The organism is Streptomyces sp. NPDC015125, assembly GCF_043080045.1.
Lineage (GTDB): Bacteria > Actinomycetota > Actinomycetes > Streptomycetales > Streptomycetaceae > Streptomyces.
In genome coordinates, this window is sequence record NZ_JBIBVF010000003.1 from 137729 (window position 1) to 163043 (window position 25315).

Sequence of the window (25315 nt, forward strand, 5' to 3'; positions counted from 1 at the left end):
CGCGAGCCGAGTAACGTACTTCGCTGACGTGGCCAAGTCAAGATCTGTCTTTTTCCCCGTACTTCCGGTCGAATGCCGTCGAACAGTGACCGGTTCGAAGGGGAGGACAGCGCCAAGTGAGAGACAACAGAACGGTGTTCAGATCGGCCGCCCTGGCCACGGCAATCGCCGCGATCGGGGCGGCCGCTTTGTCTTCGGGGGTGGCCTCGGCCGACCCGCAGGGTCCGTCGCCCGTCGCCAGGCGCCATGACCCGGCCCCCGAGCGGACCGTGGACCACGACCTCAAGGGGCCCTTCAGCGACCGGCAGGCGGCCGAGCGCAAGGAAGCGCTCCAGCAGGTCATCTCCGGTGACGCCAAGGCGACCGTGCGGGGCGGTTCCCAGGTCGTCAAGCTCGGCAAGAGCAAGTACGTCGAGCTCGCCCGGCAGAAGACCGACAAGATCTTCACCATCCTCGTGGACTTCGGCGACAAGGTCGACGACACCACGATGTACGACCCGGACGGCGACGGTCCCAAGCCGCCGGTGAAGAAGTACGGCGGCGATCCCGGCCCGGCGCACAACAAGATAGCCCGGCCGGACCGTGCCAAGGACAACAGCACGGCCTGGCAGAAGGACTTCAACCAGAAGCACTTCCAGGACCTCTACTTCTCGCACGACAAGAAGAAGCAGTCGCTGGCCAAGTACTACGAGAAGCAGTCCTCCGGCCGCTACTCGGTCAACGGCGAGGTCTCCGACTGGGTCAAGGTCGACTCGAACGAGGCCCGCTACGGCTCCAACTACTGCGGCCAGACCAACTGCGCCAGCGCCTGGGACCTGATCCGCGACGGCGTCAACCAGTGGGCCAAGGACCAGAAGGCCAAGGGCCGCACCGACGCCCAGATCAAGGCCGACCTGGCCAAGTACGACCAGTGGGACCGCTACGACCAGGACGGCGACGGCAACTTCAACGAGCCCGACGGGTACATCGACCACTTCCAGATCGTGCACGCCGGCGAGGACGAGTCCGCGGGCGGCGGCGTCCAGAAGACCAACGCCATCTGGGCCCACCGCTGGTACGCGTACGGCACCGACGCCGGCAAGACCGGTCCGGGCGCCAACAAGGCGGGCGGCACCCAGATCGGCGACACCGGGATCTGGGTCGGCGACTACACCATGCAGCCGGAGAACGGCGGACTCGGCGTCTTCGCCCACGAGTACGGCCACGACCTGGGCCTGCCGGACGAGTACGACACCACCGGCACCGGCGAGTCCTCGGTGGACTTCTGGTCGTTGATGTCGGGCGGCTCCTGGCTCGGCACCGGCAAGGACTCCATCGGCGACCTGCCCGGCGACATGAGCGCCTGGGACAAGCTGCAGCTGGGCTGGCTCAACTACGGCAAGGCGAAGGCCGCGAAGAAGTCCAGCCACAAGCTGGGCGTGGCCGAGTACAACACCAAGAACAAGCAGGCGGTGGTCGTCGAACTGCCCGCCAAGAAGGTCAAGACCGACATCGTCGCGCCCGCGGAAGGCTCCCACCAGTGGTGGAGCGACATGGGCAACGACCTCAAGAACACCCTGTCCCGGCCGGTGGACCTCACCGGCAAGTCCAAGGCGGCACTGACGCTCAAGGGCTGGTGGGACATCGAGAAGGACTACGACTACCTCTACGCCGAGGTCTCCACCGACGGCGGCAGCAACTGGACGGCGCTGGACGGCACCGCGAACGGCAAGGCCATCCCGCGTGACGGCAGCGACAAGCCCGCCCTGACCGGCACCGTCGCCGCCTACCAGGACCTCGCCTACCCGCTGGACGCCTACGCGGGCAAGAAGATCGACCTGCGCTTCCGCTACCAGACCGACGGCGGCGCGGCGCAGAAGGGCTTCGCGGCCGACGGCATCGGCGTCACCGCCGACGGCAAGGCGCTCTTCAGCGACAACGCCGAGAGCGGCGACAACGGCTGGACCAGCAAGGGCTTCTCGCGCATCGGTGCGTCCTTCACCAAGGACTACCCGCAGTACTACCTCGCCGAGAACCGCCAGTACGTGTCGTACGACAAGACCCTCAAGGCCGGCCCGTACAACTTCGGCTGGACCACCGCCAAGCCGGGCTGGGTGGAGCACTTCCCGTACCAGAACGGCGTGCTGATCTGGCTGTGGGACACCTCGCAGCCGGACAACAACGTCGGCCGGCACCCCGGCTACGGCCAGATCCTGCCGGTCGACGCGCACCCCAAGGCCGAGCGCTGGACCGACGGCAAGCTGATGCGCAACCGCTTCCAGTCCTACGACTCGACCTTCACGCGCTTCCGGACCGATGCCCTGACCCTCCACAAGGACGGCAAGCAGGTCACGATCAAGTCGAAGCCGGGCGTGACGCTCTTCGACGACCGGCACGGCGTCTACTACGACAAGGCGAACCCGACCGGCGGTGTGATCGTCCCTGACACCAACACCCGGATCAAGATCACCAAGGAGGCCAGGGACGGCTCCTCGGTGACGCTTCAGGTCGGCCCTGCCGGTAAGTAAAAGGTAAAATCGCAGGTCAGGACCTACGCGGCCGCCGCCCCCTAGCGGGCGGCGGCCGATTCGCGTTTAGATGCGTTCAACAGTTCCTTGTTGACGCGAAGTCTCACGGGGGAGATATGAAGATGTCCGGCGGCGGTTTCACCAGGCTTCCCGGCGGAAGCGTGGTGGTCGCCCTCGCGCTGCCCAGACCGCCCCACGGGGCGCGGGCCGGCCTGTACGACTGCGGTTGCCGGGTGCGGGTCCTGGTCCATGCCGTGAACCGCCAGCGCGCCCTGACCAGGCTGCGCAACCTCGGGCTGCGGGCCGTCTACCTGCGCGGCAACACCGAGCCGCCCACACCCGACGAGATCACGGCCGTACTGCACCATCCGGACGGCCTGGTCTGGCGCGAGACCCCGGAGGACGACACCGAGTCGTGGCACCCGATACGGGCGCTGCTGCGGAAACCGGCCCTCCCGCTGCGGGGGGAGGGCCCGGACGACGACGAGCGCCCCGCATCGGCCGCCTGACGGGCCCCGCGGGCGGCTCAGCCGCCGGGGACCACCGGCTTGCCGGTCAGCTCGGCACCGGCCGCCCGCAGCTCCTCCAGCGCCCGCTGGGTGGTGTGTGCGGCCACGCCGGCGGTGAGATCCAGCAGGACATGGGTGCGCAGCCCGGCGCGGAGCGCGTCCAGGGCGGTGGCGCGTACGCAGTGATCGGTGGCGATACCGACCACATCGACCTCGCTGACGCGGTGCGCGTGCAGCCAGTCCGCGAGCGAGCTGCCGTTCTCGTCCGCGCCCTCGAAACCGCTGTAGGCGCCGGTGTAGGAGCCCTTGTCGAAGACCGCGTCGACGGCGCCGGAGGCGAGTGCCGGGGCGAAATTGGGGTGGAAGCCACTGCCTTCCGTGCCGGCCACGCAGTGCACCGGCCAGGTGCTCTCGTAGTCGGGGGTGTCGGAGAAGTGCTCGCCGGGATCTATGTGGTGGTCCCGGCTGGCCACGACATGGCGGTAGCAGCCGCCGGCCGCCTGGCCGATCAGATCGGTGATGGCCGCCGCGACATCCGCACCTCCCGCCACCGCGAGGCTGCCGCCCTCGCAGAAGTCGTTCTGCACATCAACGACGATCAATGCCCGGTGCATGGTGCGTGCCTTCCGGCTGGAATCGGGGGAGGGGCGCGGAGTGGTGGTGTGACCGAGGGTAGCCACTGGAGGGGGATTGCGGGAGTGGTGCGGAGCCCCGCAGTGCGGCGGATGCCGGGCGGCGGTGCACCCCGCCCGGCCGCCCGCCCGGCGCCCCGCTCACGGGCGGCGGCGCCGGGCCCGACGTACGCGGTGGACAGGTCAGACGTATTCGGTCGACAGGACGGGCTCGCCGCGGGAGAGCTGGGTCGCCGACAGCGGCAGCCGGTCGCGGGCGGCGATATGCCGGTCGCGGGCGGCGTCCAGCGGCTCGCGGGCCACCACCGTGCCGGCGCTCACCAGCGGCACCAGCAACTGCCGGTCGGCCAGCTCCGCCGGGACCGGCCCGGTGCCGATGACCTCGGCCGTCGCCACACCGTCCTCGTCGAGCCGGCGCGCGGCCCATTTCCGGCCGCCGAGCGAGCTCTTGGCGCCCATCGACTTCTTCGCGACCGGCCGCAGCGGGGCGCCCGGCTCCTCGCTGTCGGCGCGGGCGACCAGCTTGTAGACCATCGAGCAGGTCGGGTGCCCGCTGCCGGTCACCAGCTGGGTGCCGACGCCGTACGCGTCCACCGGCGCGGCGGCCAGCGAGGCGATCGCGTACTCGTCCAGATCGCTGGTGACCACGATCTTGGTCTTGGTGGCGCCCAGCTCGTCGAGCTGCTGGCGCACCCGGTGGGCGATCAGCAGCAGATCGCCGGAGTCGATCCGGACGGCGCCGAGACCGGGGCCGGCCACCTCCACCGCGGTGCGCACCGCCTCGGCGACGTCGAAGGTGTCCACGAGCAGGGTCGTCCCGCTGCCGAGGCTGTCGACCTGCGCGGTGAAGGCGTCCCGCTCGGTGTCGTGCAGCAGGGTGAAGGCATGGGCGCTGGTACCGACGGTGGGGATGCCGTAGCGGAAGCCGGCCGCCAGGTCGGACGTGGTGTGGAAGCCGCCGACGTAGGCGGCGCGGGACGCGGCCACCGCGGAGAGCTCATGGGTGCGCCGGGCGCCCATCTCCATCAGCGGGCGCCTGCCTGCCGCCACCGACATCCGGGAGGCGGCCGCGGCCACCGCGGAGTCGTGGTTGAGGATCGAGAGGATGACCGTCTCCAGGAGGACCGCCTCGGCGAAGGTGCCCTCGACCCGCATGAGGGGGGAGCCGGGGAAGTAGACCTCGCCCTCCGGGTAGCCCCAGATGTCGCCGCGGAAGCGGAAGTCGGCCAGCCACTGGAGCGTCGGCTCGTCGAGGATGGCGCGCTCGCGCAGGAAGCCGAGGATCGTCTCGTCGAAGCGGAAGTTCTCCACCGCGTCCAGCACCCGGCCGGTGCCGCCCACCACGCCGTAGCGGCGACCCTCGGGAAGCCGGCGGGTGAAGACCTCGAAGACCGACCGCCGGTCCGCGGTGCCGGACCGCAACGCGGCCTGCAGCATGGTGAGTTCGTACTGGTCGGTGAAGAGCGCAGTCGACGGCACGGCCACCGGCAGCCCCAGGTCTGCTGTGTTCATGGGAGAGATGCTACCTCCGATACTCGTCACTCTGACGATAGTGCTCCGGGAGCGACAAAAGACCGCCCGCGGCCGCCGTGTGCCCCTCGCCGACGCGGCCCGCGCGAGGGGCATTTGTGCGTCACCCGCCCCCGGGTGGCAGCATGGGGCCTGTGAGCGCCCACCCGTCACCCACGATCACGCTCCGGCCGTATCGCTGCACCCTCAGTGTCCCGGTCGAGACCGAGCGCCCCCAGTCGAGCGAGGCTCCCTTCGAGGTCCCCGAGCCCGACGTCCCGTGGGTGACGATCGTCCACAACGACCCCGTCAACCTCATGAGCTACGTCTCGTACGTCTTCCAGTCGTACTTCGGCTACTCCAAGGACAAGGCCCATCAGTTGATGCTCGACGTCCATCACAAGGGCCGCGCGGTGGTCTCCAGCGGCAGCCGCGAGGAAATGGAGCGCGACGTGCAGGCCATGCACGGCTACGGCCTGTGGGCGACCCTCCAGCAGGACCGCCGATGACCGGGCACTTCGAGCCGCAGCCCGGGGGCGGCGCCGCCGTACCCCTCGACGAGGTCGAGATCTCCATCCTGCGCAGCCTCGCCGTCCAGCTGATGGAGCTGATCGGTCCGGGCGAGGAGGCCGGCGAGAGCGAGAGCGACGACCTGCTGGCGTCGATCTTCAACGACGGCCCCAGCGAGCCGCCCGCCGACCCGGTGCTGGCCCGCTTCTTCCCCGATGCCTACGGCGGACCCGATCTCGTCCCCGACGACGATGTACGCGCCGCCTCCGCCGAATTCCGCCGCTACACCGAGAACGATCTCCGTGCGCGCAAGCGCCAGGACGCCCTGGCACTGATCCGCGCGCTGGACGCCCTGGCGCCCGCCGGGGACAGCGCGCTGCTCCGCCTCGACCCCGGTGAGTGCCGGCAGTGGCTGGGAGCCCTCAACGACCTCAGGCTGGCCATCGGAACTCGGCTTGAAGTGACCGATGAAGAAGATGGCGGAGAACTGCTGCGGCTCCCGGACAGCGATCCGCGCAAGCCGATGGTGATGGCTTACCTCTGGCTCGGAGGGCTCCAGGAGACTCTTGTCGAGTCTCTGATGGGCTGAAATCAGGGCGTACTTCTCCGGTGGTTACCGCAGTGTTCGCTCAGCGGATGCTCAAATCCGGATAACGATCGCATCACCCCAGCCATGTGAATTGCGGCACTTCAGGGGCCTTGTCCCCTTTCTCTCATGGTTTGATTCACGCCATCCCTAGGCGGTCCATGAGACGCCGTGATACATGTTCACGACCTGCCGTGAGCGACGCCACCCCTGTCGCCGCGGGAGCGCTACTGCCGGCCGACCGTCGGCGTGCAGGAACTCCATCCGGGGGGATCGGGACCCGATCCGGACAGGCCGGGTCGGTATGGAGAAAGGCGCACCACACATGACCTCTGTGCAGGTCGACAAGCAGCACGACGGCAACGAGGCAGCTGGCGAGGCCCCCGAAGAGGGCTATCAGCGCGGTCTGGGAAACCGTCAGATCCAGATGATCGCCATCGGTGGCGCCATCGGTACCGGCCTCTTCCTCGGAGCCGGCAAGGCGATCTCGATGGCCGGGCCGAGCATCATCCTCGCCTACGCCATCGTCGGTCTGGTCATCTTCTTCATCATGCGGGCGCTGGGCGAGCTGCTCATGTACCGGCCCGTCTCCGGCTCCTTCTCGGAGTACGCCCGGGAATTCCTCGGCCCCTTCGTCGGCTTTGTGACCGGCTGGACGTACTGGCTGTTCTGGGTCGTCACCGGCATCACGGAAGTGACCGCCGCGGCCACGTATGTGCAGTACTGGAACAAGGGCATACCGCAGTGGGCTGCGGCACTCGTCTTCACGTGCGCGCTCTTCGGTATCAACCTGATCTCCGTGAAGATCTTCGGTGAGCTGGAATTCTGGTTCTCGATGGTCAAGGTCACCGCGATCATCGGCATGATCCTGATCGGCCTCGGCGTGATCACCCTCGGCTTCTCCGACGCCGGTGACACCGCCTCCTTCACCAACCTGTGGTCCCACGGCGGCTTCTTCCCCAAGGGCATCGGCGGCACGCTGATGACGCTGCAGATCGTGATGTTCGCCTTCCTCGCCGTCGAGCTCGTCGGTGTGACCGCGGGCGAGGCGACCAACCCCAAGAAGGTCCTGCCCAAGGCGATCAACACCGTGCCGTGGCGGATCGGCCTCTTCTACATCGGTGCGCTGATCATCATCCTGTCCGTCGTCAGCTGGACGGTCTTCAAGCCGGGTGTCAGCCCCTTCGTCGCCGCCTTCCAGCAGATCGGCCTGCCGGCCGGTGCCGGCATCGTCAACTTCGTCGTGCTGACCGCCGCGCTCTCCTCGGCCAACTCCGGTATGTACTCCACCGGCCGGATGCTGCGCGACCTCGCGCTCAACGGCCAGGGCCCGAAGTTCTTCACCAAGCTCAGCAAGAACGGCCTGCCCACCTGGGGCACCGGCGTCTCGGTCGCGATGATGCTCTTCGGCGTCTACATCAACTACCAGTGGCCCGGCGAGGCGTTCAACTACGTCGTCTCCTTCGCCACCATCTCCGGTATGTGGGCGTGGATCGTCATCCTGGCCTCGCAGCTGCGCTACCGCGCCAAGGCGAACCGCGGCGAGCTGCCGGAGTCCGAGTTCAAGGCTCCCGGCAGCCCCTACACCTCGATCTTCGCGCTGGCCTTCATCGCCATGGTGATCGTGATGATGGGCGTCGACCAGGACGCCCGGATCTCGCTCTACGCGGCTCCCGTGTGGGCGCTCATCCTGGGCGTGGGCTACCTCGGCATCAAGCGGCGGGACGCGGCGAACGGCCTGACGGCCGGCGCGGCGCCGCAGGGCGCCTCCACCGAGGACACCAAGAACACCAAGGGCTGAGGCACCACCCGGACGGAACGGGGCGCATTCCCTCGGCGTCCAGCATGCGGGCCCGCGCGTACCACTCTTCGGTACGCGCGGGCCCGCTGTTTATTCTTGGCGCCATGCTGACCCTCACCAAGGAGCTCTTCGACCAGATCGTCGAGCACTCCCGCCAGGACCACCCCGACGAGGCCTGCGGCGTGGTCGCGGGCCCGGCGGGCAGTGGCCGCCCCGAGCGGTTCATCCCGATGCTGAACGCCGCCCGGTCGCCCACGTTCTACGAATTCGACTCCGCCGACCTGCTCAGGCTCTACCGCGAGATGGACGACCGGGACGAGGAGCCGGTGATCATCTACCACTCGCACACCGCCACCGAGGCCTACCCCTCGCGTACCGACATCTCCTACGCGAACGAGCCCGGCGCCCACTATGTCCTGGTCTCCACCGCCGACACCGACGACGCCGGGCCCTTCCAGTTCCGCTCGTACCGGATCGTGAACGGCGCGGTCACCGAGGAAGAAGTCGAGGTCGTGGCGGCCTACTCCTGAGGCCGTCCCACCTGGTGTACACCAATCGTCCGCATGATGGGACGAGGTTCCAATACCCGGACCGGGAATCGATACGATGACCGCATGGTTGACCACGACGTGAGCGAGAAGAGGCCGGGCGTGCTGCTGCTCGCTCCGCTCGCCACGCGTCGCTCGGCATCCGCACTGCTGGGCGCGTTCGGCTGCGGAGCCGCACGGCTGCACGTCGATCTGTGCCGCCTTTCCAGCGCCATCTGTCCGCGCTGCGCCGCCGCCTGAGCCGGCCCGTAAGGGCGTGCGGCGCGCGCCGTCCACAGCCCCGCACTTCCGGCGTCACCCGACGCCCTCCCGGCACGCGGTAACGCCGTGCACACGGGACCCACAGCCCCGCCACCGCACTCCGACAGGAGCACTCTCATGGCCATCGAGGTCCGAATCCCCACCATCCTGCGCACCTACACCGACGGCGAGAAGGCCGTCGAGGGCAGCGGAGACACCCTCGCCGACCTCTTCACCGACCTGGAGAGCCGGCACACCGGCATCCGCGAGCGCCTTGTCGACGGCGAGCAGCTGCGCCGCTTCGTGAACGTCTACCTCAACGACGAGGACGTCCGCTTCCTGGAAGGCATCTCCACCAAGCTCGCCGACGGCGACAGCGTGACGATCCTTCCGGCCGTGGCCGGCGGAATGGTGTGACGTGCGGTACGACTCCCCGCTGGCGGCGGTCGGGAACACCCCTCTCGTCCGCCTCCCGCGCCTGTCACCCTCCGACGACGTCCGCATCTGGGCGAAGCTGGAGGACCGCAACCCCACGGGCTCGGTCAAGGACCGGCCCGCGCTGCACATGATCGAACAGGCCGAGAAGGACGGCCGGCTCACCCCCGGCTGCACCATCCTGGAGCCGACCAGCGGCAACACCGGCATCTCGCTCGCCATGGCGGCCAAGCTCAAGGGCTACCGCATCGTGTGCGTGATGCCGGAGAACACCTCCTCCGAGCGGCGCGAGCTGCTCGCCATGTGGGGCGCCGAGATCATCTCCTCGCCCGCGGCGGGCGGCTCCAACACGGCCGTCCGGGTGGCCAAGGAGCTGTCCGCCGAGCACCCCGACTGGGTGATGCTCTACCAGTACGGGAACCCCGACAACGCCGGTGCGCACTACGCCACCACCGGCCCCGAGATCCTCGCCGACCTCCCCTCCGTGACCCATTTCGTGGCCGGGCTGGGCACCACCGGCACGCTCATGGGCGTCGGCCGCTATCTGCGCGAGCAGGTTCCCGGCGTCCGGATCGTCGCCGCCGAGCCGCGCTACGACGACGTGGTCTACGGTCTGCGCAACCTCGACGAGGGCTTCATCCCCGAGCTCTACGACGAGTCCGTGCTCACCACCCGCTTCTCGGTGGGTTCCCGGGACGCGGTCCGCCGCACCCGTGAACTCCTCGCCGAGGAGGGCATCTTCGCGGGCATCTCCACCGGCGCGGCGCTGCACGCCGCGATCGGCGTCGGCACGAAGGCCGTCAAGGCGGGGGAGAGCGCCGACATCGTCTTCGTCGTCGCCGACGGCGGCTGGAAGTACCTCTCCACCGGCGTGTACACCGCCGAGTCCACGGAAGCGGCGATCGAAACGCTGCACGGCCAGCTCTGGGCGTAGCCGCCTGCCGGTGGATCAGTCGGCGGGAACAGCCGGAAGAGCGGGCCGTGAGCGCCGTGTCCGGTACGCATCCGCCGTCGTGGTTCCGTGCCGCGGCGGCGGGACTTTTCCCGGGGCGCGGCGGCGGGACTCGTGTCCCGGAGGCGCGCCGGCCGGACTTTCCCGGGGGCGCGTAGGCGAGGGCCGGGCGCCCCCGTAAATATTCTCCTCGCCGCGGCGATCGGCCCCGTGACCTGGGGTCCGGCGGAGTAGCAGGCGGTACCGGCCGGGGCGTACGGGCGTACGGGCGTACGGGGCGACAGCCCAGACTGGTGATTCCGCCCACAGCTCGCCCCGCTGGAGGCGCCACAGGACCTTTTGCGCCTTACGCTCGGGGGCACCGCACCGACCGCCGAGGACCCGGCACCACCCGGCAAGGCCCCGCCGGGAATCCCGGCATGGATCCTTCCCCGAGTTCTCCGGTGTTCGAGCAGGGAAGACCGCTATACCGCCGCCCCCGCCCACGGAGGTTCACGCCCGCTATGAAGCTCACCGTCGTCGGATGCTCGGGGTCGTTCCCTTCCGTGGAATCGTCCTGTTCGAGCTACCTCCTGGAGGCCGACGGCTTCAGGCTGCTCCTCGACATGGGCAACGGCGCCCTGGGCGAGCTGCAGCGCCACATCGGCCTCTATGACCTGGATGCCGTACTCCTGTCGCATCTGCATGCCGATCACTGCATCGACCTGTGCGGCTACTTCGTGGTGCGCTACTACCGCCCGGACGGCGGACGTTGCGCGCCGATGCCGGTCTACGGGCCGGCCGGTACCGAGCGCCGGCTGACCGTCGCGCACGCCGATCTGCCGTACGACGGCGCCATGAGCGAGGTCTTCGAGTTCCGCACCCTGACGCCGGGCACCTTCACCATCGGGCCGTTCACGATCCGCACGGAGCGGGTCAGCCACCCGGTGGAGTCCTTCGCCTTCCGTATCGAACACGGCGGCCGGTCCCTGACGTACTCCGGGGACACCGGCCCCTGCGACGCGCTGGAGAGCCTCGCCGCGGGCGCCGACTTCTTCCTGTGCGAGGCGTCCTTCACCTACGGCAAGGAAGACATCCCGGATCTGCACCTCAACGGCCGGGAAGCCGGTGAGATCGCCCAGCGGGCCGGTGCGGGGCGGCTGGTACTGACCCACATCCCGCCGTGGACCGACCCGGCCATCAGCATCCGTGACGCCCAGAAGGCCTATGACGGGCCGGTCGAGGTCGCCAAGGCGGGCGCGGCCTACGACATCTGAGTGTCCAACGGGTCCGGGCGGCCGGCGGGCTCAGAGCGTCAACGGGGTCCGGGCGTCCACGGGGTCTGAGCGTCCACGGGGCCTGAGCGTCCACAGCGTCTGAGTGTCTGCGGGAGCTGCGTCGACGAGAGCTGCGTCGACGAGAGCTGCGTCGACGAGAGCTGCGTCGACGAGAGCTGGGCGGGCGCGCCGCGCGCCATGGCGAAGGGCCCCGGAACCGTGCTGCGGTCCCGGGGCCCTTCGCCGTGCCGTGGCCTGCGCGGCTTACGCCTTCGTCAGGTCCTCGATCTCCTCCTCGGGCTCCCGGCCCGGGGTGGTGAGGTTGAACTTGGTGATCGCGAAGCGGAACAGCACGTAGTAGACGGCCGCCACGACCAGGCCGATCGGGATGATCATCCAGGGCTTGGTGGCCAGGTTCCAGTTCAGTGCGTAGTCGATGAAGCCGGCGGAGAAGGTGAACCCGTCGTGCACGCCGAGTGCCCAGGTCAGGGCCATGGACAGCGCGGTCAGCACCGCGTGGATGGCGTACAGCACCGGGGCGATGAACATGAACGAGAACTCGATCGGCTCGGTGATACCGCAGACGAAGGAGGTCAGCGCGAGCGAGATCATCATGCCCAGTACGGCCTTGCGGCGCTCGGGGCGGGCGCAGTGCGCAATGGCGAGGGCGGCGGCCGGCAGACCGAACATCATGATCGGGAAGAAGCCGGACATGAACTGCCCGGCGGACGGGTCACCGGCGAAGAAGCGGCCGATGTCGCCGTGCGCGACCTTGCCCGCGGCGTCGGTGAAGTCACCGAGCTGGAACCACGAGACGGTGTTGACGAACTGGTGCATGCCGATCGGCAGCAGCGCCCGGTTGATCAGGCCGAACAGCCCGGATCCTGCCGCACCCAGGCCGGTCATCCACTCGCCGAAGCTGGTGATGGCGCTGCCGATGGGCTCCCAGACCAGGAGGAAGAGCACGCCGACGGCGGTGCCCACGAAGGCCATGATGATCGGGACCAGCCGTCGGCCGTTGAAGAAGCCCAGCCAGTCCACCAGCTTCTTGCGGTGATAGCGCTGCCACAGGGTCGCGGCGAGCAGCCCCATGATGATGCCGCCGAGGACCCCGGGGTTGTTGAGGACCGGCTCGACCCACTTGCCCTTCTCGATATGGCCTTCCGTGACGGGGAATGCCTTGAGGACATTGCTGTAGACCAGGAAGCCGACCAGAGCGGCGAGCGCCGTCGAGCCATCGGACTTCTTTGCGAAGCCGATGGCGACGCCTATGCAGAACAGCATGGGCAGGTTGTCGAAGACCGCGCCGCCGGCGGCGGCGAAGACCTTGCTGACGTCGACCCAGCCGAGGCCCTTCTCGCCGAAGACGTCCGGCTGGCCGAGGCGGTTGAGGATGCCTGCCGCGGGCAGTACGGCGATCGGCAGCTGGAGGCTGCGGCCGATCTTCTGCAGGCCCTGGAACAGGCCGGACCCCCGCTTCTTCGCGGGGGCCGCCTTGGTGGCGGTGGCCGAACTCATCGGATTCCTCCTGGTGAGGCGGGCACTCAAAAGGGGGGACGGCCCGCGTTTGGTCTACACCTTGGTCTACACCACTAGTGGTTTAGACCATTCTTAGCACGTAGACCTGACATAAAGGAATCCATTCTTCCAAGTGGTGTGGACCACATGACGACCGGCCCCCGGGTAGCGGAATCCGGGGGCCGGCGGCGCGGCACGGAAGGCCGGACAGCGGGCGGGCGAGGGGGTGGCGAAGGTGCCGGAGAGGGGGCGATGAGGGGGCGATGAGGGGCCGGGAGGCGCCTGGCGGGGGGCAGGTGAGGGGCCGGGGAGGGGGCGGCCGGTGAGCGGCCGGGCGAGGGGAGCAGGCGAGGGGGGCAGGCGAAGGGAGTCGGTGAGGCCGCCCCCGGCAGGCGCTTTCGCGCCCGTCCCGCCCCCTGCCCGTCCCCCCGTCCCGCCCCCTGCCCGTCCCCCCGTCCCCCTACTTCACGTTCTCCCGCTCCATCTCGTCCCCCACCTCGTCCGGCTCGCGGCCGGGCGTCGCCAGGTGGAATTTCGTGATCACGAAACGGAAGAGGGCGTAGTAGACCACCGCGAAGCACAGTCCGATGGGAATGATCAGCCAGGGCTTGGTGGCCAGTCCCCAGTTGATGACGTAGTCGATCAGGCCCGCCGAGAAGCTGAAGCTGTCGTGCACCCCCAGCGCCCAGCTCACCGCCATCGACACACCCGTCAGCACGGCATGGATCGCGTACAGCACCGGCGCCACGAAGAGGAAGGAGTACTCGATCGGCTCGGTCACGCCCGTCACGAACGACGTCAGACCGACCGACAGCATCATGCCCGCGATCTCCTTGCGGCGGTGCGGCTTGGCACAGTGCGCGATCGCCAGCGCCGCGGCCGGCAGCGCAAACATCATGATCGGGAAGAATCCGGTGGTGAACTGCCCCGCAGTCGGATCGCCCGCCAGGAACCGGTTGATGTCACCGTGGACGACCGTGCCGTCCGGCTTGGTGAAACTGCCGAACTGGAACCAGACGAAGGTGTTCAGGAACTGATGCAGGCCGATCACCAGCAGCGCACGGTTGGCGACACCGAAAATCCCCGAACCCCACGCCCCCAGCCCCGTCAGCCATTCGCTGAAGCTCGTCAGTGCATCACCGATCGGCTGCCAGACGAACAGGCACAGCACCGCGAACACCAGGCCCACGAAGGCCATGATGATCGGGACCAGCCGGCGGCCGTTGAAGAACCCCAGCCAGTCCACCAGCTTCACCCGGTGAAAGCGCTGCCAGAGCCAGGCGGACAGAAACCCCATGACGATGCCGCCGAACACCCCCGGATTCTGGAAGGAGGCCTGCGTCACCGTCAGCTTCCGGTCCACGCACACCCCGCTCCACAGGCCCGCCTGGGTGTACGTCTGGCCCGCGGCGCAGCCCGCCGGGAACGCATGCATGACCGAGAAGTAGACGAGGAATCCGGTCACCGCGGCCAGCGCCGTCGAGCCGTCCGCCTTCTTGGCCATGCCGATCGCCACACCGATACAGAACAGCAGCGGCAACCCGAGCCCCGAATCCAGCAGCGCACCGCCCGCGGCCGCGAACACCTTGCCGACGGCGTCCCAGCCCAGCCCGTCCGCGCCGAACACATCCGGCTGGCCAAGACGGTTGAGAATTCCCGCAGCGGGCAGGACGGCAATCGGCAACTGCAGGCTGCGCCCCATCTTCTGCAGACCCTGGAAGAGATTCGCCCCCCAGTTCTTCCCCGGTGCCGCCGCCGCTGCGTCCGAACTCATCCGTGTCCTCCCGGCAGTCGGCCCGTCGGCAACCGGCCTCGTGCTTGCCGCATACTGGTGGTGTAGACCACTTATGGTGCGGACCGTTCCCGGTGCGCACTCCGGTGATCGCCATCCTTCGCGAGACCCCGGACAAACGCCCATATTGTTGGGCTGAACGTGCGTTACGGTGTGAAAACCGCACGGCGGAACCGCCGGCGGCCGAGACAAGCAGGAGTGGACATGGCCAGCAAGGCTGAGAAGATCGTCGCCGGGCTCGGCGGACTCGACAACATCGAAGAGGTCGAGGGCTGCATCACCCGCCTCCGCACCGAGGTCGTCGACTCCTCCCTCGTCGACGAGGCCGCCCTCAAGGCCGCCGGCGCCCACGGCGTCGTCAAGATGGGCACCGCGATCCAGGTCGTCATCGGCACCGACGCCGACCCCATCGCCGCCGAGATCGAAGACATGATGTGAGCTGACGAGCCGGCCGCCAGGCCGCTCCCGACGGCCCCGCCCCGGACGATCCACCGCCCCGGAGTGGGGCCCTCGCCATTCCCGATAGGGTCTACGCCATGTCTCGCATCGACGGCCGCACCCCCGAACAGCTCCGCCCGGTCACCATCGAACGCGGCTGGAGCAAGCACGCCGAAGGCTCCGTCCTCATTTCCTTCGGCGACACCAAAGTCTTCTGCACCGCATCCGTCACCGAGGGCGTACCGCGCTGGCGCAAGGGCACCGGCGAAGGCTGGGTCACCGCCGAGTACTCGATGCTGCCCCGCTCCACCAACACCCGCGGCGACCGCGAATCCGTCCGTGGCAAGATCGGCGGCCGCACCCACGAAATCAGCCGCCTCATCGGCCGCTCCCTGCGCGCCGTCATCGACTACAAGGCCCTCGGCGAGAACACCATCGTCCTGGACTGCGACGTCCTCCAGGCCGACGGCGGCACCCGCACCGCCGCCATCACCGGCGCCTATGTCGCCCTCGCCGACGCCATCACCTGGGCCCAGGGCAAGAAGCTCATCAAGCACGGCCGCAAGCCCCTCACCGGCACCGTCTCCGCCGTCAGCGTCGGCATCGTCGGCGGCACCCCGCTCCTCGACCTCTGCTACGAGGAAGACGTCCGCGCCGACACCGACATGAACGTCGTCTGCACCGGTGACGGCCGCTTCGTCGAGGTCCAGGGCACCGCCGAAGCCGAACCCTTCGCCCGCGAGGAACTCAACTCCCTCCTCGACCTCGCCGTCGCCGGCTGCGCCGAACTCGACGAGGCCCAGCAGGCGGCGCTGGCCCGCACGCTCTGAGGGCGGAGCGGCGGAGCGGCGGAGCGGCCGAGCGGTGGAGAGGCGGGCCGGCGTGCGGCTCCGGCCCGCAGGCTCCGGCCTCTGACGGTGGACCGGCGGGCCGGCGGCTATCCGGCTCTGTCCGGCGATCCGGTGGGCGAGGCGGGCCCACGGCATGCGGCGGCCCACGGCATGAGGTGGTGGCCCACCGCGTGAGGCGGCCCACGGCGTGAGGTGGTGGCCCACGGCATGCGGCGGCCCACGGCGTGAGGTGGTGGCCCACGGCATGCGGCGGCCCACGGCGTGAGGTGGTGGCCCACCGCGCGAGGCGCCCACGGTGTGGCAGCCGCCTGCGTGAGGCGGCCACCTGCGTCAACCACCACGCCACAGGGGGAGGACCCGCACCCTCCCCCTGTGAGGCTTTTCTCAGGGGAGGTCCCGCTCTGGAAAAGCTCCCACGGCCGTCGCATGGTGGAGCCATGTCCACAACTGCCGCGACCGCGCCCCGCATCCGCGCCCGCACCGGCGGGCCCCAGGACGACTCCCGGCTCCTGGAGAACATCCTCGGCTGGACTCTCGTCGTCGTCCTCGCCATGCTGCTCACCCAGACCGGCCTCGTCTGACCGCCGGGACGGCTCCCGCGTCCGGCCCCGCTTCCCGCCCCGGTGTCCGATCCTCGCCCCCGGCGCCGGTATCCGGGCAACCAAACAGCCCCACCCCGCGTTTCTTCCTTTGCCCGAGCATGACCCGAGGGAAGGAACCGCACCATGGCCCCGCGCACCCGTCGCCCCGTCACCACCGCATGCGCCGCATTAGTCGCCGCGACCCTTGCGATACCGCTGCTCTCCGCCTGCGGGGCGGTCCAGAAGGCCATGGACTGCGCCAAGACCGCCACCTCCGTCGTCAACGCCGTCGACAAGCTCCAGCAGGCCGCGGACAACTCCCTCACCGACCCGCAGAAGGCTCAGCAGGCCCTCGACAACATCGACACCAACCTGCAAAAGCTCAGCAAGGAAGCGAACGACCCCGAGCTGTCCAAGGCCGTCGACAAGACGAACAGCGGCATCAAGGCCGCACGCAAGGACCTCGACAACAACAAGGCCCCCGACATACAGCCGATCGTCGACGGGGCCCGTGACATGACCAGGATCTGCACACCGGGATAATCACTGCCCATGCAGCCTCACACCGGTGGACGCCCCGCAGCCTCCCGTCGCCTCATCCTGGCCACCCGCAACGCCGGCAAGGTCACCGAACTCCGGGCCATCCTGGAGGCCGCCGACCTCGATGTGGACCTTGTCGGCGCCGACGCCTATCCCGAGATCCCCGACGTCAAGGAAACCGGCGTCACCTTTGCCGAGAACGCCCTCCTCAAGGCCCATGCCCTTGCCGAGGCCACCGGCCACCCCGCCGTCGCCGACGACTCCGGCCTCTGCGTCGACGTCCTCGGCGGCGCCCCGGGCATCTTCTCCGCCCGCTGGTCGGGCACCCACGGCGACGATCAGGCCAACCTCGACCTGCTCCTCGCCCAGCTGTCCGACATCGCCGACGAACACCGCGCCGCCCACTTCTTCTGCGCCGCGGCCCTCGCCCTCCCCGACGGCACCGAGCGCGTCGTCGAGGGCAGGCTCGAAGGCACCCTCCGCCACACCCCCGCCGGAACCGGCGGCTTCGGCTACGACCCCATCCTCCAGCCCCTCGGCGACACCCGGACCTGCGCCGAACTGAACCCCACCGAGAAGAACGCGATCAGCCACCGCGGCCACGCGTTCCGGGCCTTGGCGCCGGTGGTGCGGGAGCTGCTGGGCTGAGGCGGCCCGTACACGAAGGACGAAGGCCCGGCCCCACGCTTCGGCGGGGGCCGGGCCTTCATATCCGAGGTGTGCGGCCGGAGGGACTCGAACCCTCACGGGTGTTACCCCACTGGCACCTAAAGCCAGCATGACTGCCAATTCCATCACGGCCGCTTGCCACGGCCATAGTACTTGTTGGTCGGTGCATCGGGAGGTCTACCGCCGGTATCGGCCGCCGCGACACCAAGTGTCGGTCACCGCATGACAGTTGGGGCAGAGAAGCCGCAAATTCTCGGGGCGGTCGTCGCGCCAGTCGCCGTTGATGTGGTCGATCTCCAGAGTCATGGGCTTGCCATGCCAGGCGGGGCCTGTCCCGCACTCGGCACATCGCTCCGGCACGCCGACCTGCCGCAGGGCTCGCCGTAGCATGACGGTTCTCGTCCGGCGTTTCCCGCAGTGCTTCACGAGGAGCTGCTCAGGACCCTTGACCGGTGTGGTCCCCGGCTTCCCGCGCATATGTGCCTGCCCCAGGAGCTGACTCGTGTCGATGCCGTAGTCGGATACCCACTGGTGGAACAGCGTGCGAGTGCGAGAGTTGTCGGGCCTCTCCAGATGCCGCAGGGCAGCGGCGATGGAAGACGAGGCGCTGACGGCTTCCTGAAGGGCGTCCCTGCTGGGGCGGCGGAGACGAGCGGCGCGCCGTGTGACGGGCTTGAAGTGCGATACATCAATTCCGAAGTGTTCGAAGCGCCTGAACAGATGCCGCCGCAGCTGATGGTAGGAGCGGCTGCCGCAGAACGCGATAACTTCGTCGATGTCCGTGCAACGCCCTGCGGCTTCGGTCAACAATTCCCGGGTGTAGCGCACGCTGTCGCTCATTGCACCGTTCCGGTGCCACGGGCGCAATTTCCCTTGTTGCGCCCGCGGTAAGTATCCGTGGCCGAGTGGCAATTGGGGCACAGTAACCGCAGATTCTCCCGACAGTTGTTACGCCAGTCTCCGTCGATGTGATCGACCTCCAGCGGCAGCGGGCGATTGCGCCAGACGGGCCCGGTACGGCAGACGGCGCAACGCTCGTCCACCCCGAGCGCGAGCATTGCAGCCTTGAGCCGGTGGCTCGGCATTCGTCGACCGGGGTTCTCCGCGTGCACAAGGAGTTCCTCAGGGCTGCACCGCCGGCGGGCCTTGGTTTTCCTCCGGCCGACCGGAGAAAAGTGCGAGGTGTCGATCCCCAGGCTCTGGATGCGTCGGCTGATGTGGGTGTGCTGGCCGCCTACCGGGTCGAGACCGAGCCGCCGTAAGACCTCGCACATATTCGTTGACAGCGCCACCACATCCTCGAGGAGCTCCTTGGTCCAGCGTGTCCCTTCACGCTCAAAGTGTGATGTATCCAAGCCCATTGACCTCATTCGGTCATGGAGATATCGCCCCGACGCCCCCTTCGGGTCCACTCCGAGCTTCTGTAGCGCCTCCGACAGCGTCCGCGACGAGGCCGCCGCCTTCTCCAGGCGCTCCCGGGTGTACGGACTGACCGGCACGCTTTCCCCCGTCCCGCGCGCAGGCCCCTCCCCGCGCACCCTCTCGAACAGAACAACGATCGAACGTGGAACCGGTTACGGGGGGCGGGGAAGGAGGAAGGCCCCCGGGGGGATTCCCCGGGGGCCCTTCCGTGCCGTGCAGCGCAGCTCAGAAGCGCGGATCCGGTGTCTGGGACTCGATGAGTTCGACGGCTTCCTTCTTGGTGGCGACGGAGGGCGGGGAGCCGTCGAGGGGCTGCTGGGCGGTTTCCTTCATGCAGGCCACGGCGATGACGCCGACGAGGGCGGCGCCCATCGTGTAGTAGGCGGGGACCATGACGTTTCCGTGGAAGGCGTCCATCAGGGCGGTGATCACCAGGGGGGTGGTGCCGCCGAAGAGGGAGACGGCCAGGTTGTAGCCGATGGACAGGGAGCCGTAGCGGACGTTGGTGGGGAAGAGGGCGGGGAGGGCGGCGGACATGGTGCCCAGCAGGCAGACCAGGGAGAGGCCGAGGAGGGCCATGCCGCCGATGACCGCGCCGAGGCTGCCCTGGTTGACCAGGAGGAAGGCCGGGATGGCGGTGATGAGGAAGCCGAGCATGCCGGTCATCAGGAGCGGCTTGCGGCCGTAGCGGTCGTTCAGTTTGCCGATGGTGCTGATGACGCACATCAGGGCGACCATGGTGCCGAGAAGGATCAGCAGGCCGTGGGACTCCTCGTAGTGGAGGGTGTCCGTCAGGTAGGTCGGCATGTACGACAGCAGCATGTAGTCGGCGATGTTGTACGCGCCGACCAGGGCGATGCACAGGATGAGGGTGGGCCACTGCCGGGCGAAGATCTCGCTGATCTTCTTCTTGGGGGCGTTCTCGGACAGGTGCGAGAACTCGGCCTCGGCCTCGACGGCGGAGCCGGTGGCGCTGTGGGTGTGGGCGGCCTCGAACTTCTGGAAGGCGGGGGTCTCGTCGAGCTTGACCCGGAGGTAGAGACCCACCAGGCCGAGGGGGCCGGCGATCAGGAAGGGCAGGCGCCAGCCCCAGTCGAGCATCACCTCGTCGCCGAGGGTGGTGTTGAGCAGCAGCACGATGCCGGCGGCGCCGGTGTACCCGATGAGGGTGCCCATCTCCAGGAAGCTGCCGTAGAAACCGCGCTTCTTGTCGGGGGCGTACTCGGCGATGAAGGTGGAGGCGCCGCCGTACTCACCACCGGTGGAGAAGCCCTGGACGAGGCGGAAGAGGATGAGCAGCACCGGGGACCAGAAGCCGATGGTGGCGTAGGACGGGATCAGGCCGATGCAGAAGGTGCCCAGCGCCATCATGATCATGGTGAAGGCGAGGACCTTCTTGCGGCCGATACGGTCGCCGAGCGGGCCGAAGTAGGCGCCGCCCAGGGGGCGTACCAGGAACGCCACCGCGAAGGTCGCGAAGGACGACAGCAGGCTGGTGGTGTCGCTGCCGCCGGGGAAGAAGACCTTGCCGATGATGACCGCGAGGTAGCTGTAGATCCCGAAGTCGAACCATTCCATGGCGTTGCCGAGCGCGGCGGCCTTCACGGCACGCTTGACCACGCGTTCGTCGGTGACGGTGATGTCGGTGCGCCGCAGTTTGGGGTTCTTGCGCCGGGCGACGGCACGGAAGAGCACCCGGTGGCGCTTGAGCGCTTCCCGGTCCTGGTCGGGAGCGGGGTCGGCTTCGGTGCTGCCGGTCGGCACGAGACGGTCCTCTCGGTTCGGTCACCGCGCGGTGCGCGGTGGGATACGACAGGTGCGTCTGCGCAGCGGAGCGCCGGTTCAAACCACTCTGGAGCGATGAAGCGATATTCGTCACGCGTGGCTGGGCCGACCGGGCCACCGGGGCGGGTTCCGGCAGGGGCGGAGCGGGGTTCACGCCAGGGGCGTGACAGGGCTTGTTACAGGACTGGTACACAGCCGAGCGGTCACCGCAGCGTCCGGGCAATCAGCCTGTGTCCGGGGGGCGGCAGAGTGGAGCGCCGGGTCCGGCATTCTTGTGTGCCGGGTGGGGGTACGGGGCGTGGTCCCCGGGAGGAGATCGTGATGACCGACCGCGAGAGGTCTCGCCGGCTTCGGGCGCGTACCGCGCTGGCGGCCTTTGCCGCGGTGACGGTGCTGGCGGCCGGCGGGGTGTGGTTCGGCCAGGCGTCGGACCGTGCGTCGGCGGTGGATGCCGCGCCGAAGACGGCGGCGGTGCAGGACGTGAAGGAGGACGGCCGGCCGACCTCCGGCCTGCCGGGGGTGCGGGACTGCGGCTTCGGCACGCCGGTGTCCAGGCCGCACGTCATCACGCTGGCCTGCCGGGACGCGGGGACGGTGGCGACCGGGATCACCTGGAAGTCCTACGGTGCGCGGGAGGCGTTCGGCGTCGGCGTGGTGCAGGTGGAGAAGACCACGGGGGGCGGTGCGGATTCCGGCTTCCCGGCGACCTTCCGGCTCTTCGCTCCGAAGGCGGTCGACGGGGGGCTGGTGTTCACCGGTCTCGAGGTGCGGTACGAGGGCTCTACGCCGCTCGGTGACACGACGGAGATGTACAACCTCGCGTGATGGGCATTCGAGGCCGGATCGCCCTGGCCATTTCAGGTATGACGGCGCTGGCCGTGGTGGTGCTCGGTTTTGCGGTGCACCACATAGCGGACGCCGAGCGGGAGCGGTCGGCGCGGGCGTATCAGGACGACCGGCTGAGTTCGGCGCTGCAGATCTACGAGCGGGACGGCACGCGGGCGCTGGGGGCGCAGGTGGACGATGCGACCTTGCCGTCGCCGTTGCGGGACGCGGTGTTCAAGAATCGGTCCGGGACGTATATCAGCGGCGGTGAGGATCCCCGGGTGTGGGCGGCGACCGGGGTCGGGGTCTCCGGCGAGGGCGCTCCGCCGCGGACGCTGTCGGTGTCCGCGGCCTACCCGCACGACGATCCGTCGCAGCTGGCGCTGGACCGGGCGCTGCTGATCGCGGGGTGCGGCACGGTCGTGCTGATGGCGGTGGTGTCGTGGTTCGTCGCGCAGCGGCTGTCGCGGCGGCTTCGGCTGAGCGCGGCGGCGGCGCGGCGGATCGCGGCGGGTGAGGCACCGGACGCGGATGCGCTGGCCAGTCATGGCCGCGACGAGGTGGCCGAGTTGGGCCGGAGTGTGCATCACATGGCGACGTCGCTGGCGGCCCAGGCGCAGGCGGAGCGTGAGTTCACCGCGGATGTGGCGCATGAGCTGCGGACGCCGGTGGCCGGTCTGGTCGCGGCCTCGGAGTTGTTGCCGCAGCCGCGGGCGGTGGAGCTGGTGCGGGACCGGGCGCAGGCGATGCGGCGGCTGGTGGAGGATCTGCTGGAGGTCTCGCGGCTGGATGCGGGGGTGGAGCGGGCGGATCTGGACGCCTGTGAGCTGCCGTCGCTGGTGCGCGGGATCGTGAAGCGGGCGGCGCGCCAGCGCGGGGTGGACGAGGTGTCGGTGTCCGTGGAGGGGGAGCCGCGGATCGTGGAGACGGACCGGCGGCGGGTGGAGCGGGTGCTGGTGAATCTGCTGGCGAACGCGGCCAAGCACGGCAAGCCGCCGATCGAGGTGGTGGTGGCGGGGTCGCGGATCGTGGTGCGCGATCACGGCCTGGGCTATCCGGCGGAGTTGTGTGCGGAGGGGCCGCGGCGGTTCCGTACGGCGGCGCCGGAGCGGGGGACCGGGCACGGTCTGGGGCTGACGATCGCGGCCGGGCAGGCGGATGTGCTGGGGGCGCGGCTGGACTTCGGCGCCGCCGCGGACGGCGGCGCCGAGGCCGTGCTGGAACTGCCGGACTCCACGGCGACGGCGCCGGGAACCGGTATTCCACTCGCCGCAACCGACAACGGCTCCTGCCCCGGGCCACCCTGACGCGGGGCGCCGGCGGTGCCGGAGCTGCCGGACCGGTGCCGGACCGGGTCTGGAGCTGCCGGACCGGGTGGGCGGCGTGCGCTACAGCCCCAGGTCCTTGATGATCTTGGCGACATGGCCGGTGGCCTTGACGTTGTAGAGGGCGCGCTCGACCTTGCCCTCCTCGTCGAGGATGACGGTGGAGCGGATGACGCCGGTGACGGTCTTGCCGTACAGCTTCTTCTCGCCGAAGGCGCCGTAGGCCTCCAGGACCTCCTTGCCGGGGTCGCCGAGGAGGGTGACCTTCAGGTCTTCCTTCTCCCGGAACGTGGCGAGCTTCTCCGGCTTGTCGGGGGAGATGCCGATGACGTCGTAGCCGTGGCCGGCGAGGAAGTCGAGGTTGTCGGTGAAGTCGCAGGCCTGCTTGGTGCAGCCGGGGGTCAGGGCGGCCGGGTAGAAGTAGACGATGACCTTGCGGCCCCGGTGGTCGGCGAGCGAGACCTGCTTGCCGTCCGCGTCGGGCAGGGTGAAGGCGGGGGCGGTGTCGCCGGGCTGCAGTCGCTCGCTCATGACTCTCCTTAGCGTGGGTCCGTACGCCCCCGAAGTGTGGGTCCGTACGCCCCCGACATTAGCCAGCCGGGGCGCGGAGGGGTGCCCGGGGCGTCCCGGGGCGTGCGAAACGGGGGTGCTGTGGGGCGCAGGGGGGCGTGAGCTGACAGACTGTCCATCACGAATCGGCAGTCAGTTGTGTGGCCGGTTCCGTACGGGGCCTCGTGCCCGGCCCCCGTACGCATCGGCGCGAGACGACGGAGGCAGCGCGGTGGCGGAAGCCAGGACCCCGGCGCAGATCGAGGCGGACATCGTCCGCAGGCGGCAGGAGCTCGCCGTCACGCTCGACGAGATCGGTGTGCGGCTGCACCCGAAGACGATCATGGACGATGCCAAGGCGAGGGCGGCGACCGCCGTGGACCGTACGGCGGGGCGGGCGTATGTGGCCGCCAATCGTGCGCTCTCGGACGTGCGGGCCCAATTGGTGTCGGAGGACGGGGCACCGCGGCTGGAGCGGATCGTTCCGGTGGCGATGATCGGCGTGGCCGTGGTCGGTCTGCTGACGTTGCGCGTCCGGCGGCGCCGCTGAGCGCCCTCCCGGGGCGGCCGCGGTGCGTGCCGGGTGCCGCCGGGCAGGTACGGTCATGCCGTGAGCCCGAATAACACCAAGGACACCCACGACAAGCTGCCGATCCGGATGCTGCACGACCGCGTGCTGGTCCGGACGGACATCCCCGAGGGCGAGCGCCGCTCGTCGGGGGGCATCGTCATTCCCGCGACCGCGGCGGTCGGCCGTCGCCTGGCCTGGGCCGAGGTGGTGGCGGTCGGGCAGAACGTGCGGACCGTCGAGGTGGGGGACCGGGTGCTGTACGACCCGGAGGACCGGGCCGAGGTCGAGGTGCGCGGGGTGGCGTATGTGCTGATGCGCGAGCGCGATCTGCATGCGGTGGCCGCGGAGCGGCTGGAGGGCGCGGAGGACGCGACCGGGCTGTACCTGTAGCCCTTGTCGGCAGCTGTAGCCCTGCCTGCAGCTGTCGCCCCGTCGGCATCGGCAGTCCTGTCCGTACCCCATGGGCGGTGACCCGGGTCACCGCCCGTTTCGCTGCCCTTTGCTAGCCTCGGGAGCACCCGACGAGACGCGCCGTACCGGGTCACGACAAGACGACGCACCCCTGGTGAAGCTCTTGTCGCGGAGGTGCCCGTCATGGCATGGATCCTGCTCATGATCGCCGGACTGCTGGAGGTCGGCTGGTCGGTCGGGATGAAGTTCACCGATGGCTTCACCCGGCTGTGGCCCAGTGTGTTCACCGGCGCGGGCATCGTCGCCAGCATGGTCTTGCTCTCGTACGCGGCCCGGACCCTGCCGATCGGTACCGCCTACGGCGTGTGGGTCGGTATCGGGGCGGCCGGTGCGGCGGTGGTCGGCATGATGGTGCTCGGCGAACCGGCCACGGCGGCCCGGATCTTCTTCATCTGCCTGTTGCTGGTGGCGGTGGTCGGGCTCAAGGCGACGTCAGGGCACTGACGGGCGTACGCATCCGCTCGGGGCGCCGCCCCTGCCCTCCGGCGCCGCT

28 protein-coding genes, 1 tRNA gene and 1 riboswitch are annotated in these 25315 nt (G+C 69.3%); of the genes, 20 read left to right on the plus strand and 9 right to left on the minus strand.

From position 1 onward, the window contains the following. Positions 1-116 precede the first annotated feature (116 nt). Together ACF088_RS10455 and ACF088_RS10460 are read left to right on the plus strand one after the other, a co-directional pair. Entirely contained in the window at positions 117-2507 is a 2391-nt protein-coding gene (locus ACF088_RS10455; protein WP_392375161.1) for an immune inhibitor A domain-containing protein, read from the plus strand. Positions 2508-2629: 122 nt separating this feature from the next. Further along, positions 2630-3016 (plus strand): hypothetical protein, encoded by a 387-nt coding sequence (locus ACF088_RS10460; RefSeq protein WP_392375580.1) that lies wholly within the window; start codon positions 2630-2632, stop codon positions 3014-3016. A 17-nt stretch (positions 3017-3033) separates the two neighbouring features. Here the strand turns inward: ACF088_RS10460 and ACF088_RS10465 are convergent, their stop codons facing one another. Together ACF088_RS10465 and ACF088_RS10470 are read right to left on the minus strand one after the other, a co-directional pair. Then, complete coding sequence (locus ACF088_RS10465) at positions 3034-3630, minus strand: isochorismatase family protein (protein WP_392375162.1); 597 nt, start codon at positions 3628-3630, stop codon at positions 3034-3036. Positions 3631-3831: 201 nt separating this feature from the next. Beyond that, positions 3832-5160, minus strand: coding sequence for a nicotinate phosphoribosyltransferase (locus ACF088_RS10470; protein WP_392375163.1), 1329 nt, complete (start codon positions 5158-5160; stop codon positions 3832-3834). 152 nt (positions 5161-5312) lie between these two features. On the opposite strand from ACF088_RS10470, the gene clpS reads away from it, so the two are divergent. From clpS to ACF088_RS10510, 8 genes are all read left to right on the plus strand, one after another. Next, positions 5313-5666 (plus strand): ATP-dependent Clp protease adapter ClpS, encoded by a 354-nt coding sequence (clpS, locus tag ACF088_RS10475; RefSeq protein WP_392375164.1) that lies wholly within the window; start codon positions 5313-5315, stop codon positions 5664-5666. Then, positions 5663-6256 carry a DUF2017 domain-containing protein gene (locus ACF088_RS10480; RefSeq protein ID WP_392375165.1) on the plus strand — a complete coding sequence of 198 codons (594 nt, stop codon included), beginning with the start codon at positions 5663-5665 and terminating at the stop codon, positions 6254-6256. Before clpS ends, ACF088_RS10480 begins: the two co-directional genes overlap by 4 nt. A 322-nt stretch (positions 6257-6578) precedes the next feature. Beyond that, positions 6579-8054, plus strand: coding sequence for an amino acid permease (locus tag ACF088_RS10485; RefSeq protein WP_392375166.1), 1476 nt, complete (start codon positions 6579-6581; stop codon positions 8052-8054). A 104-nt stretch (positions 8055-8158) separates the two neighbouring features. Then, positions 8159-8584: a Mov34/MPN/PAD-1 family protein gene (locus ACF088_RS10490; protein ID WP_392375167.1), complete on the plus strand. Its 426-nt coding sequence runs from the start codon at positions 8159-8161 to the stop codon at positions 8582-8584. Positions 8585-8668: 84 nt separating this feature from the next. Beyond that, the gene (locus tag ACF088_RS10495; RefSeq protein WP_392375169.1) at positions 8669-8842 is read left to right on the plus strand and encodes a putative leader peptide; all 174 of its coding nucleotides are present in this window, start codon (positions 8669-8671) and stop codon (positions 8840-8842) included. 138 nt (positions 8843-8980) lie between these two features. Next, positions 8981-9259 carry a MoaD/ThiS family protein gene (locus tag ACF088_RS10500; RefSeq protein ID WP_392375171.1) on the plus strand — a complete coding sequence of 93 codons (279 nt, stop codon included), beginning with the start codon at positions 8981-8983 and terminating at the stop codon, positions 9257-9259. A 1-nt stretch (position 9260) separates the two neighbouring features. Then, complete coding sequence (locus ACF088_RS10505; protein ID WP_392375173.1) at positions 9261-10211, plus strand: PLP-dependent cysteine synthase family protein; 951 nt, start codon at positions 9261-9263, stop codon at positions 10209-10211. A 521-nt stretch (positions 10212-10732) separates the two neighbouring features. Then, complete coding sequence (locus ACF088_RS10510; protein ID WP_392375175.1) at positions 10733-11485, plus strand: MBL fold metallo-hydrolase; 753 nt, start codon at positions 10733-10735, stop codon at positions 11483-11485. Between the two features lie 264 nt (positions 11486-11749). Here ACF088_RS10510 and ACF088_RS10515 read toward each other — a convergent pair whose 3' ends face one another. Together ACF088_RS10515 and ACF088_RS10520 are read right to left on the minus strand one after the other, a co-directional pair. Beyond that, on the minus strand, positions 11750-13003 hold the full coding sequence (locus ACF088_RS10515) for a PTS transporter subunit EIIC (protein WP_392375177.1): 1254 nt from the start codon (positions 13001-13003) through the stop codon (positions 11750-11752). A gap of 460 nt (positions 13004-13463) precedes the next feature. Further along, the gene (locus tag ACF088_RS10520) at positions 13464-14777 is read right to left on the minus strand and encodes a PTS transporter subunit EIIC (RefSeq protein WP_392375179.1); all 1314 of its coding nucleotides are present in this window, start codon (positions 14775-14777) and stop codon (positions 13464-13466) included. Between the two features lie 216 nt (positions 14778-14993). On the opposite strand from ACF088_RS10520, the gene ACF088_RS10525 reads away from it, so the two are divergent. From ACF088_RS10525 to rdgB, 5 genes are all read left to right on the plus strand, one after another. Next, entirely contained in the window at positions 14994-15233 is a 240-nt protein-coding gene (locus ACF088_RS10525; RefSeq protein WP_208683897.1) for a glucose PTS transporter subunit EIIB, read from the plus strand. 98 nt (positions 15234-15331) lie between these two features. Continuing rightward, a complete protein-coding gene (gene rph, locus ACF088_RS10530) occupies positions 15332-16063 on the plus strand; it encodes a ribonuclease PH (protein WP_392375181.1) in 732 nt (243 codons plus the stop codon). A gap of 458 nt (positions 16064-16521) precedes the next feature. Beyond that, entirely contained in the window at positions 16522-16665 is a 144-nt protein-coding gene (locus ACF088_RS10535; protein ID WP_392375183.1) for an SCO1431 family membrane protein, read from the plus strand. Positions 16666-16809: 144 nt separating this feature from the next. Next, on the plus strand, positions 16810-17208 hold the full coding sequence (locus ACF088_RS10540; RefSeq protein WP_392375185.1) for a hypothetical protein: 399 nt from the start codon (positions 16810-16812) through the stop codon (positions 17206-17208). Between the two features lie 9 nt (positions 17209-17217). Beyond that, positions 17218-17853, plus strand: coding sequence for an RdgB/HAM1 family non-canonical purine NTP pyrophosphatase (rdgB, locus tag ACF088_RS10545; protein WP_392375186.1), 636 nt, complete (start codon positions 17218-17220; stop codon positions 17851-17853). A 72-nt stretch (positions 17854-17925) separates the two neighbouring features. On the opposite strand, the gene ACF088_RS10550 is transcribed toward rdgB, so the two are convergent. The 4 genes from ACF088_RS10550 to ACF088_RS10565 form a co-directional block, all read right to left on the minus strand. Further along, positions 17926-18009 (minus strand) — tRNA-Leu (locus ACF088_RS10550). Positions 18010-18051: 42 nt separating this feature from the next. After that, on the minus strand, positions 18052-18714 hold the full coding sequence (locus ACF088_RS10555; RefSeq protein WP_392375188.1) for an HNH endonuclease: 663 nt from the start codon (positions 18712-18714) through the stop codon (positions 18052-18054). Then, the gene (locus tag ACF088_RS10560; protein ID WP_392375190.1) at positions 18711-19373 is read right to left on the minus strand and encodes an HNH endonuclease signature motif containing protein; all 663 of its coding nucleotides are present in this window, start codon (positions 19371-19373) and stop codon (positions 18711-18713) included. Before ACF088_RS10560 ends, ACF088_RS10555 begins: the two co-directional genes overlap by 4 nt. Positions 19374-19521: 148 nt before the next feature. Continuing rightward, complete coding sequence (locus ACF088_RS10565; protein ID WP_392375192.1) at positions 19522-21060, minus strand: MFS transporter; 1539 nt, start codon at positions 21058-21060, stop codon at positions 19522-19524. A 342-nt stretch (positions 21061-21402) separates the two neighbouring features. On the opposite strand from ACF088_RS10565, the gene ACF088_RS10570 reads away from it, so the two are divergent. Next, entirely contained in the window at positions 21403-21906 is a 504-nt protein-coding gene (locus tag ACF088_RS10570) for a hypothetical protein (protein WP_392375194.1), read from the plus strand. Continuing rightward, positions 21906-23213, plus strand: coding sequence for a histidine kinase dimerization/phospho-acceptor domain-containing protein (locus tag ACF088_RS10575; RefSeq protein WP_392375196.1), 1308 nt, complete (start codon positions 21906-21908; stop codon positions 23211-23213). The genes ACF088_RS10570 and ACF088_RS10575 overlap by 1 nt, the downstream gene beginning before the upstream one ends. Before the next feature lie 81 nt (positions 23214-23294). On the opposite strand, the gene bcp is transcribed toward ACF088_RS10575, so the two are convergent. Next, on the minus strand, positions 23295-23762 hold the full coding sequence (bcp, locus tag ACF088_RS10580) for a thioredoxin-dependent thiol peroxidase (protein ID WP_392375198.1): 468 nt from the start codon (positions 23760-23762) through the stop codon (positions 23295-23297). Positions 23763-24012: 250 nt separating this feature from the next. Here bcp and ACF088_RS10585 point away from each other — a divergent pair, with 250 nt between their 5' ends. The 3 genes from ACF088_RS10585 to ACF088_RS10595 all read left to right on the plus strand — a co-directional run bounded on the left by ACF088_RS10585 (position 24013) and on the right by ACF088_RS10595 (position 25266). Beyond that, positions 24013-24330 (plus strand): DUF3618 domain-containing protein, encoded by a 318-nt coding sequence (locus ACF088_RS10585; RefSeq protein ID WP_392375200.1) that lies wholly within the window; start codon positions 24013-24015, stop codon positions 24328-24330. Between the two features lie 108 nt (positions 24331-24438). Beyond that, on the plus strand, positions 24439-24741 hold the full coding sequence (locus tag ACF088_RS10590; RefSeq protein ID WP_048828920.1) for a co-chaperone GroES: 303 nt from the start codon (positions 24439-24441) through the stop codon (positions 24739-24741). Between the two features lie 100 nt (positions 24742-24841). Further along, positions 24842-24912: riboswitch (guanidine-III (ykkC-III) riboswitch) on the plus strand. Between the two features lie 33 nt (positions 24913-24945). Continuing rightward, positions 24946-25266 carry a DMT family transporter gene (locus tag ACF088_RS10595; RefSeq protein ID WP_392375202.1) on the plus strand — a complete coding sequence of 107 codons (321 nt, stop codon included), beginning with the start codon at positions 24946-24948 and terminating at the stop codon, positions 25264-25266. Positions 25267-25315: the final 49 nt, after the last annotated feature.

Bases quoted from the DNA above. Each gene is read 5' to 3' on its own strand.
- ACF088_RS10480 (WP_392375165.1), top strand. From the start codon at position 5,663: ATGACCGGGCACTTCGAGCCGCAGCCCGGGGGCGGCGCCGCCGTACCC.
- ACF088_RS10535 (WP_392375183.1), top strand. From the start codon at position 16,522: ATGTCCACAACTGCCGCGACCGCGCCCCGCATCCGCGCCCGCACCGGC.
- ACF088_RS10470 (WP_392375163.1), bottom strand. From the start codon at position 5,160: ATGAACACAGCAGACCTGGGGCTGCCGGTGGCCGTGCCGTCGACTGCG.
- ACF088_RS10485 (WP_392375166.1), top strand. From the start codon at position 6,579: ATGACCTCTGTGCAGGTCGACAAGCAGCACGACGGCAACGAGGCAGCT.
- ACF088_RS10575 (WP_392375196.1), top strand. From the start codon at position 21,906: ATGGGCATTCGAGGCCGGATCGCCCTGGCCATTTCAGGTATGACGGCG.
- ACF088_RS10515 (WP_392375177.1), bottom strand. From the start codon at position 13,003: ATGAGTTCGGCCACCGCCACCAAGGCGGCCCCCGCGAAGAAGCGGGGG.
- ACF088_RS10490 (WP_392375167.1), top strand. From the start codon at position 8,159: ATGCTGACCCTCACCAAGGAGCTCTTCGACCAGATCGTCGAGCACTCC.
- ACF088_RS10595 (WP_392375202.1), top strand. From the start codon at position 24,946: ATGGCATGGATCCTGCTCATGATCGCCGGACTGCTGGAGGTCGGCTGG.
- ACF088_RS10500 (WP_392375171.1), top strand. From the start codon at position 8,981: ATGGCCATCGAGGTCCGAATCCCCACCATCCTGCGCACCTACACCGAC.
- ACF088_RS10510 (WP_392375175.1), top strand. From the start codon at position 10,733: ATGAAGCTCACCGTCGTCGGATGCTCGGGGTCGTTCCCTTCCGTGGAA.
- bcp (WP_392375198.1), bottom strand. From the start codon at position 23,762: ATGAGCGAGCGACTGCAGCCCGGCGACACCGCCCCCGCCTTCACCCTG.
- ACF088_RS10465 (WP_392375162.1), bottom strand. From the start codon at position 3,630: ATGCACCGGGCATTGATCGTCGTTGATGTGCAGAACGACTTCTGCGAG.
- ACF088_RS10570 (WP_392375194.1), top strand. From the start codon at position 21,403: ATGACCGACCGCGAGAGGTCTCGCCGGCTTCGGGCGCGTACCGCGCTG.
- ACF088_RS10540 (WP_392375185.1), top strand. From the start codon at position 16,810: ATGGCCCCGCGCACCCGTCGCCCCGTCACCACCGCATGCGCCGCATTA.
- ACF088_RS10555 (WP_392375188.1), bottom strand. From the start codon at position 18,714: ATGAGCGACAGCGTGCGCTACACCCGGGAATTGTTGACCGAAGCCGCA.
- ACF088_RS10495 (WP_392375169.1), top strand. From the start codon at position 8,669: ATGGTTGACCACGACGTGAGCGAGAAGAGGCCGGGCGTGCTGCTGCTC.
- rph (WP_392375181.1), top strand. From the start codon at position 15,332: ATGTCTCGCATCGACGGCCGCACCCCCGAACAGCTCCGCCCGGTCACC.
- ACF088_RS10460 (WP_392375580.1), top strand. From the start codon at position 2,630: ATGTCCGGCGGCGGTTTCACCAGGCTTCCCGGCGGAAGCGTGGTGGTC.
- ACF088_RS10590 (WP_048828920.1), top strand. From the start codon at position 24,439: ATGCTGCACGACCGCGTGCTGGTCCGGACGGACATCCCCGAGGGCGAG.
- ACF088_RS10520 (WP_392375179.1), bottom strand. From the start codon at position 14,777: ATGAGTTCGGACGCAGCGGCGGCGGCACCGGGGAAGAACTGGGGGGCG.
- rdgB (WP_392375186.1), top strand. From the start codon at position 17,218: ATGCAGCCTCACACCGGTGGACGCCCCGCAGCCTCCCGTCGCCTCATC.